The following is an 11,069-nucleotide window of genomic DNA, read 5'->3' on the forward strand; positions in this document are numbered from 1 at the left end:
GTCATTTATTTTAGAAATCTAAGTTAATACCTAAAGTATAAACAGTAGGTCTTGGATAAAAGTTATTATCAAGCCCGTTAAAATTTTCAGGGTCTTGACCTGAGTAATTAGTGATCAAAAATGGGTTTGTCACTGCTCCATATATTTTAAGTCGTGTATCTTTTAAGATTTCATTAAAAGTATGACCTAAAGCTATGTTTTCACAACGTAGAAACGCTGCATCTTCTAAGAAATAATCAGATAATGCTTGCTGATTAATGATATCACTGAACACAGGATTTGCTGCACCTGAATTAAAATCTAAAACGTTATTTAAAGCTTCGTTTTGAGTTTCGATAGCACGATCTGTATATCCAGCAATTAATCTTGCTGAGTTATAAATTTTCCCATCAAACTGACCTCTGAAAGAAGCACTTAAATCCCAGTTTTTATAATTTGCAGAGAAACCAAAACCAAATGTCCAATTAGGTCTTATAGGTTGATAATATCTATCTTCAGAAGTAATTGCATTGTCACCATTTAAATCTACGAAAGCCCCTGGTATTGGGTTTCCATTTGCGTCATAAACTTGTTTGTAAACAAAAGCTGAATATGCTTGCTCACCTAAAGCATGTTGGAAAAGAAATGTTCCAGTACCATCTGGTATAGTCGGTGTTTGATTAATAGCTTCAGCACCATCTAAATTTGTAACTTCAGTTAAATTATACGCAATATTTCCGTTGAATGAAAGATCAAAATTATCTGAATCAATAGCATCAATATTTAAATTTAATTCAAATCCTTTGCTTTCTGTTTCTCCAACGTTTTGAATAACAGCCGTACTTAAACCTTGTCCTGGAGGAACATCAGTTAATGCTAATAGATCAGATGTATATCTTTTATAGATATCAAAACTTCCTGATAATCTACTGCTTTCAAAAAATGCAAAATCAAGACCTAAGTTATAAGTAGTTGTTTTTTCCCAAGTTAAGTCAGGGTTGAATTCTTTTGCAGAGTAAAGATTTACACCAGTTAGATATTGACTATTAGGAGAACCGATTTCAAATAATGGAACAGAAGGGAAAAATCCAATTCCGTTTCCAGTAATATCTTGTTGACCAGTTTCACCCCAACCTAATCTAACCTTTAAAGAGTTGATAAATTTAGAGTTTTCTAAAAACTTTTCTTCATCAATTTGCCAAGCTAATGCAGCAGCTGGGAAATATCCCCAACGATTGTCTTCTGTAAATAATGAAGAGCCATCCGCTCTAAAAGATACCGTTAAAAGATATTTTTCATTGAAATTAACATTTGCACGCCCAAAAAAAGATTGTAAATTTAACGGATTAAAGTATCTGTTATTAGGGTTATTAGGATCAAAGTTTAAAATACGAGTACCTAAGTCTCCTTGGTCTTCATTAGCGTAGATATATTCTTCTTTATTACCATCATTTTTAAAATCTTGATAAGCATAACCACCTTGAACCTCAACGCTTTTTACAAATCCTTCGAAGCTTTTATTGTACACTAAGTAAGCATCCATTGTTGTATTTGTAATGTGCTGTTCTTCTCTGTAATTAACACCTGGATTAAAAATATAACTATTAGTAGCTGCTTCAGATAATCTATAAGTGGCTATTGAATTATCTGAAAAACGTTCTTCAATGTTTGTTCTTGAAGCTTCAATACCTAAATTTAAAACTGCACGTAAATCAGGAAAGAAATGAAGTTTGTAATCAAACTGAATGTTAGCCAATAATCGTTTAACCTCTTCTGGTCTTGTACGTTGCTCTAATAATGCAAGTGGATTAGATGCACCAATTAATGCATTAGGAGTTGTAGATGAAGCGCTACCAATTTGATTGTAAAAACCTCCAAATGGACTATTTGAATCATAAACGGGTTTAGTTGGATCCATATTCAAAGCTCCTCCAAGTGCCCCATTGCCATCTATAGCATTCTTTTCTATATATAGCCCTTTAGCATTTAAGTCTATTTTTAAATGATCATCAAATAACTTAGGTGTTAATTTTAACGAGGCCGTGTATCTTTCGTAATCATCAGTATCCACAACACCTTCAGAATTGTTATATCCAATAGAAGCACGAAATGGTATTTTTTCAAACAAATTAGCTCTTGCACTAAAGTTGTAATCTGAAGATATAGCTGTTCTAAGTATAGCGTCTTGCCAATTTGTATTATATACTTCTCTTAATCCAGATGTAGTATTAATTATCTGAGAAGGTGTTTCAGAAGTAATCACTGATCCAACAGGAACACCTAATTTTTCTGATTCATTTGGATAAAACTGTTGAATAAAACTAGTGTATTGATTACCGTCCATTACGTCAATTCTATTTGATTCAGAAATACTGCTAACCGAAGTATTTGCGGAGAAGTTGAATTTAACATCACCTGAAGTACCTTTTTTAGTAGTAATAATAATTACACCATTTGATGCTCTAGAACCGTAAATTGCTGTTGCAGAAGCGTCTTTGAGTATAGAAAAACTTTCAATGTCATTGGGATTAATTAAGTTCAGAGGGTTGCTAATACCAGCAGTTCCTCCGTTGTCAAGAGGAATACCATCAATAACAATTAGAGGGCTATTGTTTCCTGATAAGGAAGCACCACCTCTGATTCTAATATTTGGAGCCGCGTCAGGAGAACCTCCTGCTGTAGTAATCCTTACGCCAGCAGCCTTACCTTGTAAAAGTTGATCTGCAGAAATTATGGCTCCTTGGTTAAAGTCTTTTTCAGAAACAACGTCAACAGAACCAGTGGCGTCTTCCTTTTTTACAGATCCATATCCAATAATTACAATTTCATCTAATTGCGCAGTATCTTCAACTAACATAATATCTAAGGTTGATTGTCCCGAATATGTGATTTCCTGAGTTACATATCCTAAATATGAGAATACTAAGATATCTCCTTGATTAACCTTGATGCTATAAATACCATCAAAATCAGTTGAAGCTCCAGTGGTTGTCCCCTTTACGAGAATATTAACACCTGGTAAAGGAGATGCATCAGCTTGATCTGTCACTGTTCCTGTTACCATTGTTTGAGCAATTAAGGTTGCAGGTAACAATAGAGCGAGTAATAGCAAGCTATTTAAAAATGTTTTCATACACTATTTTTAAGTTAATTTCAGTTAATTGTTGTTTATATTTTCACTTCTTGGGTTAAAATTATGTAAATTTTAAGTAAATACTCTATAATCAGATTCTATTTACAAAGCGAAAACGTTTTCGTGTTAAAAACTTTTTTTAAATTAACAGAAATCAATAATAAATGACCTATAATTATGGATTTTACAATAAAATAATATCTTTATTGCCATATTAAGAACTATAGGAGCAACCTTTTTTCTTTAAAGTTAAGTAAAAAATCATAAAAAGACAATTCTAAAATTTATACTAAAGTTTGATGTTTTTAACTAACATTGAATTTTGGTTTTATACTCAATAAATGAAAAGAAAAGTAACGCTAAAACAAATTGCCAAAGAATTAGATGTTTCAATATCTACAGTCTCCAAAGCCCTCAGAAACAGTATTGAAATTAGCGAAGATACTAGACAAAAAGTTCAGGCGTTTGCTAAGTTGTATAATTACAGACCTAATAATATCGCCCTAAGTCTCAAAAACAGAAAAACAAAAACTATTGGTATTATCATACCTGAAATTGTGCATCATTTCTTTTCAAAAGTGATTACTGGTATCGAGCTGGTAGCCAATAAAAGAGGCTATAATGTTATTGTCGGACTTTCAAACGAATCCTTTGATAAAGAGGTGATTAATATGCAAATGCTGGCAAACGGGAGTATAGATGGTTTTATTTTATCTATTGCTAAAGAAACCTTACAACAACAAGATTATCATCATTTCACTGAAACTATAAATCAAGGGATGCCTATTGTGATGTTTGATCGTGTAGTAAATGAAATTCCTTGTGATAAAGTTATTGTAGATGATGTCAAAGGGGCCAAAAAAGCAGTAGAAAAGCTTATAGCTAACGATTGTAAAAATATAGCAATCATTACAACTAAAGATTACGTGAGTGTTGGTAAATTAAGAACTCAAGGTTATTTGGAAGCTCTTGAAGATCATAAAATAAATCCTAAGGCGTCATTAATATTAAAAATTGAAGATAAGCTGTTGTCTGACGACCACTTAGATAATTTGGAAAATGAAATTGAGCAATTATTTAAAGCGAACAAATCAATTGATGGTATATTTGCTGTAAATGAACTGTATGCTGTAACAGCCATTAAATTAGCAAGAAAGCTGGGATTAGAAATTCCGAAATCGCTTCAGGTAGTTAGTTTTTCTGATGGTGTGCTCTCAAAGCATTCAACGCCTAGTCTAACAACAATAAGTCAACACGGACAACAGATAGGTGAAAAAGCTGCTGATTTATTGATTAACAGATTGGAACTGGATGAAACAGATGACGAAGAAGAAGAAGTTTACGAAACCGTTGTTATTGAAACCGATTTAATTGAAAGAGAATCGACCAAATAGCACATTTATGTGTAATAATTAAAAACTTTAGTATATTTACACCCTAATCAAAACTTATATTTTCACTTCTACATTTAAGTTTTGATAAGTTTTATCGCTTGTCAATAGTATTAATTTAAACATACTATTATGAAAAAGCGCACGCTAGGTTTCTGGGAAATTTGGAACATGAGTTTCGGTTTCTTGGGAATTCAAATGGGTTTTGCCCTACAAAATGCCAACGCAAGCAGAATTTTACAAATTTTTGGAGCTGATGTTCATGAGTTATCATGGTTTTGGCTTATTGCGCCATTTATGGGACTCATTGTTCAGCCCATAATTGGCCATTACAGCGATAATACTTGGACAAGATTTGGTCGTAGAAAACCGTTCTTTTTATTAGGAGCTGTTTTAGCTTCAATAGGAATGATTTTAATTCCTCAAGCCGATTTTATGATTGCTATCCTTCCAGCTCTTTGGGTTGGAGCTGGAATGCTCATGATAATGGATGCGTCATTTAATATTGCAATGGAACCATTTCGTGCTCTTGTGGCTGATAACCTCTCTGACGAGCAAACTACAAAAGGGTTTAGTATTCAAACAGCTTTAATAGGAATTGGTGCAGTTATTGGATCATGGTTACCTTGGATGTTGGCCAATTGGTTTGGTGTCACTCAGGTATCTGAAGAAGGTACTGTACCTGCTAATTTATTATGGTCGTTTATCATTGGAGCTATTGTTTTAGTAGGTTCAATTTTAGTAACCATTTTTACAACTAAAGAATATTCGCCAGAGGAATTAGCTCAATTTGAAGCAGAAACAAATCCAGATTTACTTAATGAAACTGGTGAAAAGCGAAAAGCCAAACTCACTGATATTTTTGACGATTTTAGAACGATGCCTGAAACAATGAGGCAGTTGAGTTGGGTGCAATTCTTTTCTTGGTTTGCATTATTTGGAATGTGGGTTTTTGCAGTGCCAGCAATCGCACAACATATTTACGGACTACCACCTGAAGATTCCAGTAGTGAAACGTATCAACAAGCGGGTAATTGGGTTGGTATTCTCTTCGGAATCTATAATGGGATTTCTGCAATATTTGCATTTCTATTACCTATTCTAGCTAAAAAAATTAGCAGAAAAAAAACACATGCTTATGCTTTATTTGTTGGTGGTATTGGTTTAATACTAATTTATTTTATGCCTAATGAGAATTGGTTAATTCTTCCAATGGTATGTATTGGTATTGCTTGGGCAAGTATTTTGTCTATGCCTTATGCAATGTTAGCTGGATCTATTTCGGCAAAAAAGATGGGAGTATATATGGGAATTTTTAATTTCTTCATTGTAATTCCCCAAATTATTAACGGAATAATAGGAGGGCCTCTTGTAAAATACGCATACGACAATCACGCAATTTATGCTCTAATTGTGAGTGGAGCTAGTTTTATTATCGCTGGAATATTGTCCTTCAAAATAAATGATAAAAAAGATACAGTTTACAATGCATAAAAAAGGATTCATATTTGACCTCGATGGTGTCATCGTTGATACGGCTAAGTATCACTTTTTAGCTTGGAAAAAATTAGCCAATAGTATAGGTGTTGATTTTTCCGAAACACAAAATGAACAGCTTAAAGGTGTAAGCCGAGTACGTTCATTAGAGAAAATATTACAATGGGGAAATAAAACCCTTTCAGAAGAAGAATTTATAGCGTTAATGGCTCAAAAAAATGAGGATTACTTAAGTTATATCAATAAGATGGATGCTTCAGAAATTCTACCAGATGTATCCAGAGTTTTAGATTTTCTTATTGAAAAACAACAGGCAATAGCTTTAGGGTCTGCGAGTAAAAATGCGACTCCAATTTTAAAAAAAGTTCACCTTTTAGAAAAATTTGAAGCTATTGTTGATGGCAATGATGTGTCAAAAGCAAAACCAAATCCAGAAGTGTTTTTAATAGGCGCTAAACTTTTAGGAATAGCACCAGAGGACTGTATTGTTTTTGAGGATTCAGTTGCTGGAGTTCAAGCAGCTAATACGGCCAATATCATATCTATAGGTATTGGCGAAAAATCAGTGTTACATGAAGCTGATTATATTTTTAAAGATTTTACTGAAATGTCTCAAGAGTTTATAGAGCAAATTATTTCAGGAGAAATACAGAAACAATCAAATAGTGATTTATCAATCAATAACTGATTTATAAAGAATAATGAATAATAATTATATACAACCAGATAGCTGGTCAATTATCGAAGAAGGATTTGACGCAAAACACGTTAAGTCTACAGAAAGCTTAATGAGTCTTGGAAATGGAGCCATGGGACAGCGTGCTAATTTTGAAGAGCACTATTCAGGCGAAACGTTTCAAGGCAGTTATGTCGCAGGTGTTTACTATCCTGATAAAACCAGAGTAGGTTGGTGGAAAAATGGATATCCTGAATATTTTGCTAAGGTATTAAATGCACCAAATTGGATTGGAATTAACGTTACAATTAATGGCGAGGCTTTAGATCTGGCTAAATGTATTAAGGTAGAAAACTTTAGAAGAGAACTCAACATGAAAGAAGGCTGGTTGTCCAGAAGTTTTATGGCAACACTTCATAATTTCATCGAAGTTAAAGTTGAAACGAAGCGTTTTTTAAGTTTAGATATCGACGAAGTTGGAGCAATTGTATACCATGTGACACCTTTAAATAATGATGCTCAAATTGACTTTTCACCTTATTTAGATAACGGAATTACAAATGAAGATTCAAATTGGGACGATAAGTTTTGGGACGTTCTTAGTGTTAATCATGAAGATGAACAGGCATTCATAGTATCTAAAACTATGAAAACACATTTTTATGTCTGCACATCGATGCAAACACAGGTGTCTTTAAACGGAACAATTCTAAAACAAGATAAAATAGTCAATGATGCCATTGATAAAATCGCCTTTACATATCAAAATCAAGTGTCTAAAGGTGATACGATTACACTTACCAAATTTGGAGGCTATACGTCAGACAGAAACCACGATAAAAACGCATTGGTTTCCGAAGCTAAGAAAACATTAAACCAGGTTTCAGAATTAGGTTTTGATACTTTGCTAGAAAAACAAAGGCAAGCTTGGGCGAAAATCTGGGATATGGCAGATATTACTATTGAAGGTGATGTTGCTGCACAGCAAGGAATTCGATTTAATATTTTTCATTTAAACCAAACCTATTTAGGAAAAGATGCCAGATTAAATATTGGTCCGAAAGGATTTACAGGTGAAAAATATGGTGGAAGTACCTATTGGGATACGGAAGCCTATTGCATTCCGTTTTACATGGCTACAAAAGATCAAAATGTCGCCAAAAGTCTATTGGAATATCGATACCATCACCTCGAAAAAGCAATTGAAAATGCTGAAAAATTAGGATTTACAAATGGTGCAGCTTTATTTCCAATGGTAACCATGAATGGAGAAGAATGTCATAATGAATGGGAAATTACATTTGAAGAAATTCATCGTAATGGAGCCATTGCATTCGCTATTTTTAATTACCATCGTTTTACAGGAGATTACAGTTACATACCTCAAAAAGGCTTGGAGGTTTTAATTGGAATTGCAAGATTCTGGCAACAACGTGCCAATTTTTCTGAAGCAAAACAACAGTATGTTATTCTTGGTGTAACTGGTCCTAATGAATATGAGAACAATGTTAATAACAACTGGTACACAAATTATATTGCAAAATGGTGTATTGATTATGCTTTAGAAACTATTGAAAGAGTAGAACGTGAGTATAGTTCTGATTTCACGAGAATTATGCACAAAGCCAAATTGTCTAAATCTGAATTGTCTGAGTGGAAAGCTGTAGCAGACAATATGTATTTTCCATTTGATGAAGAACGAAATGTCTATTTGCAACAAGATGGGTTCTTAGATAAAGAATTAATAACCGTTTCAGATTTACCAAAGCGCGAACGACCAATCAATCAAAAATGGTCTTGGGATCGCATCTTACGTTCACCTTACATTAAGCAAGCCGATATTTTGCAAGGGTTCTACTTCTTTGAAGACCATTTTTCTACTGAAGAATTAGAACGCCATTTTAATTTCTACGAACCTTTTACTGTTCATGAAAGCTCTTTGTCACCTTGTGTTCATAGTATTCAGGCAGCTAAATTAAATCGTATGGATCAGGCTTATGCCTTTTATTTACGAACGTCTCGTTTAGATTTAGATGATTATAATCATGAAGTTGAAGAAGGACTCCACATAACATCCATGGCAGGAACGTGGATGAGCATTGTTGAAGGTTTTGGCGGCATGCGAATTGTAAATGATACCTTATCCTTTGAGCCTAAAATTCCAGAACAATGGGAAGGGTTTTCATTTAAAATCAACTTTAGAAATCAAATCATAAAAGTTAAAGCGCATAAAGGTCAAACTCATTTCGAACTTGAAGGCAATCAAGATTTAGAAATTTTAGTTCACGGAAATAAAGTAATGATAAGTCCGAATAACTTGGTGACCGTATAAATAATTAACACACTTAAAATATTAACCTGCAAGGTTTCACAAACCTTGTAGGTTTTATTACAGTTAAAGTCTAAAACAACAAAAATTATGAAACACATTTTTAAATATCTTTCTGTTTTTGCAATTGTTTTAAGTGTGTCTTGTAAAGAAAATACTTCAGATAGAGAAGCATCGCAGAAACTTCAAACTGAATTTATAAATCAAAGTCAGATTGAACGTATTGAACCTCCAAACTGGTGGATTGGTTTTCAAAATGATGAACTTCAGCTTTTAATTAAGCACGATAATATTGCTAATTATACACCTCATATTTCTTATTCTGGTGTGTCTATAGAAAAAGTTTCCAAAGGAAATAATAGTAACAACTACTTATTTATCGATTTAAAAATTTCTGAACATGCTTCTGCAGAAAAATTCAATATTACATTTAAAAATGACTCAGGAGATGAGTTGATAGAGGTTTACGAATTAAAATCACGTCAAAAACCTTCAGAAGATTATATCGGATTTAATAGTTCAGACGCTATATATCTTATTACTCCAGATCGTTTTGCTAATGCCAATACAAATAACGATTCGCCTTTAGCAATGGAAGGTCAGCCAGAATTATTGGAACGTACCATAGACAGAACCAATGATTATGCTAGACATGGAGGCGATATTCAAGGCATCACACAACATCTGGATTACATTCACGACTTGGGTTTTACAGCTGTATGGCCTCAGCCTTTGCTTACTAATAATATGAAACGAGGTTCGTATCATGGCTATGCTATTACAGATTTATATCAGATTGATCCTCGCTTTGGAACTTTAAAGGAATATCAGAACCTGTCTCTTAAGTTAAAAGATAAAGGCATGAAACTGATCATGGATCAGGTGGCTAATCACTGTGGATTAGAACATTGGTGGATGAAAGATTTGCCGTTTAAAGATTGGGTAAATCTTCAGGAAAACTATGAGAAGAACATCGATAAGTGGAATAATGATGTGACGATTAATTCGAATCACAGACGAACAACAAATCAGGATACCTATGCGTCAAAATATGATAGCGATGGTAATTCTCAAGGTTGGTTTGTAGCTACGATGCCAGATTTAAATCAGCGAAATCCATTTATGGCTAAGTATATTATTCAAAATAGTATTTGGTGGATTGAAACGGCTCAACTCGATGGCATTCGTCAAGACACCTATCCATATCCAGATAAAGATTTTATGAGTGATTGGGCTGGTGCAATAATGATCGAATATCCTAACTTCAGTATTGTTGGAGAAGAATGGAGTTATAATCCTTTACTTATTGGCTATTGGCAGGAAGGTGCTAATAATCGTGATGGTTATAATTCTAACTTGAAGTCATCTATGGATTTTGCCATGCAGAGAAACGTTGTTGAAGCAATGAATGAAGAAGAATCCTGGGATAAAGGTTTGGTGAAAATCTATGAAGGTCTGGCTAACGATTTCCATTATGCGAGTCCGAAAGACATCATGGTATTTCCAGATAATCATGATATGAGTCGCATTTTCACACAATTGAATGGCGATATAACCAATACCAAAATGGCTTTGGCAACCTATGCAACAATGCCTAGAATTTTACAAATGTATTATGGTGCCGAAATCTTAATGAATGATTTTGAAAAGCCTGGTGATCATGGTTTAATTCGTACCGATTTTCCTGGAGGTTGGGAAGGTGATACTAAAAATGCATTTACTGGAAAAGGTTTGTCTGATGATGAAAAAGACATGCAATCGTTTGTAAAAAAAATATTGAATTACCGAAAAAAGAGCAAAGCTATTCACGATGGAAAAACCATTCATTTTGCACCTTTTAATGGTATTTATGTTTTGACCCGCTCTTCAGAAGATGAAACTGTCGTACTCATTTTAAATAAGAATGAAAATCCGATAACTCTTGATCTAGAACGCTATGCTGAAATAGGTCTTGATGGAAAAACCTTAAGAAATGTCATTTCAGATGAAACGATAATTTGGAAAGATACTATCACTTTAAACGCTAAAGGTGTAACACTGTTAACCACAAAGAATTAATTTCTA

The 11,069-nt window shown here is 33.6% G+C and carries 6 protein-coding genes; 5 read left to right on the forward strand and 1 reads right to left on the reverse strand.

The window, feature by feature from the left end; translation table 11 throughout:
- Window positions 1-10 precede the first annotated feature (10 nt).
- The gene (locus TD18_RS01065) at window positions 11-3,112 is read right to left on the reverse strand and encodes a SusC/RagA family TonB-linked outer membrane protein (protein ID WP_040247310.1); all 3,102 of its coding nucleotides are present in this window, start codon (window positions 3,110-3,112) and stop codon (window positions 11-13) included.
- A 341-nt stretch (window positions 3,113-3,453) separates the two neighbouring features.
- Here TD18_RS01065 and TD18_RS01070 point away from each other — a divergent pair, with 341 nt between their 5' ends.
- From TD18_RS01070 to TD18_RS01090, 5 genes are all read left to right on the forward strand, one after another.
- Window positions 3,454-4,506 carry a LacI family DNA-binding transcriptional regulator gene (locus tag TD18_RS01070; protein WP_040247314.1) on the forward strand — a complete coding sequence of 351 codons (1,053 nt, stop codon included), beginning with the start codon at window positions 3,454-3,456 and terminating at the stop codon, window positions 4,504-4,506.
- A gap of 129 nt (window positions 4,507-4,635) precedes the next feature.
- Window positions 4,636-5,997 (forward strand): MFS transporter, encoded by a 1,362-nt coding sequence (locus tag TD18_RS01075; protein WP_040247316.1) that lies wholly within the window; start codon window positions 4,636-4,638, stop codon window positions 5,995-5,997.
- Window positions 5,990-6,688: a beta-phosphoglucomutase gene (pgmB, locus tag TD18_RS01080; RefSeq protein ID WP_052461011.1), complete on the forward strand. Its 699-nt coding sequence runs from the start codon at window positions 5,990-5,992 to the stop codon at window positions 6,686-6,688. The genes TD18_RS01075 and pgmB overlap by 8 nt, the downstream gene beginning before the upstream one ends.
- 13 nt (window positions 6,689-6,701) lie before the next feature.
- Window positions 6,702-9,008 carry a glycoside hydrolase family 65 protein gene (locus TD18_RS01085; protein WP_040247318.1) on the forward strand — a complete coding sequence of 769 codons (2,307 nt, stop codon included), beginning with the start codon at window positions 6,702-6,704 and terminating at the stop codon, window positions 9,006-9,008.
- 87 nt (window positions 9,009-9,095) lie between these two features.
- A complete protein-coding gene (locus TD18_RS01090; protein ID WP_040247320.1) occupies window positions 9,096-11,063 on the forward strand; it encodes a glycoside hydrolase family 13 protein in 1,968 nt (655 codons plus the stop codon).
- Window positions 11,064-11,069: the final 6 nt, after the last annotated feature.

This window comes from Psychroserpens mesophilus (assembly GCF_000826645.1).
Classification (GTDB): Bacteria; Bacteroidota; Bacteroidia; order Flavobacteriales; family Flavobacteriaceae; genus Psychroserpens; species Psychroserpens mesophilus.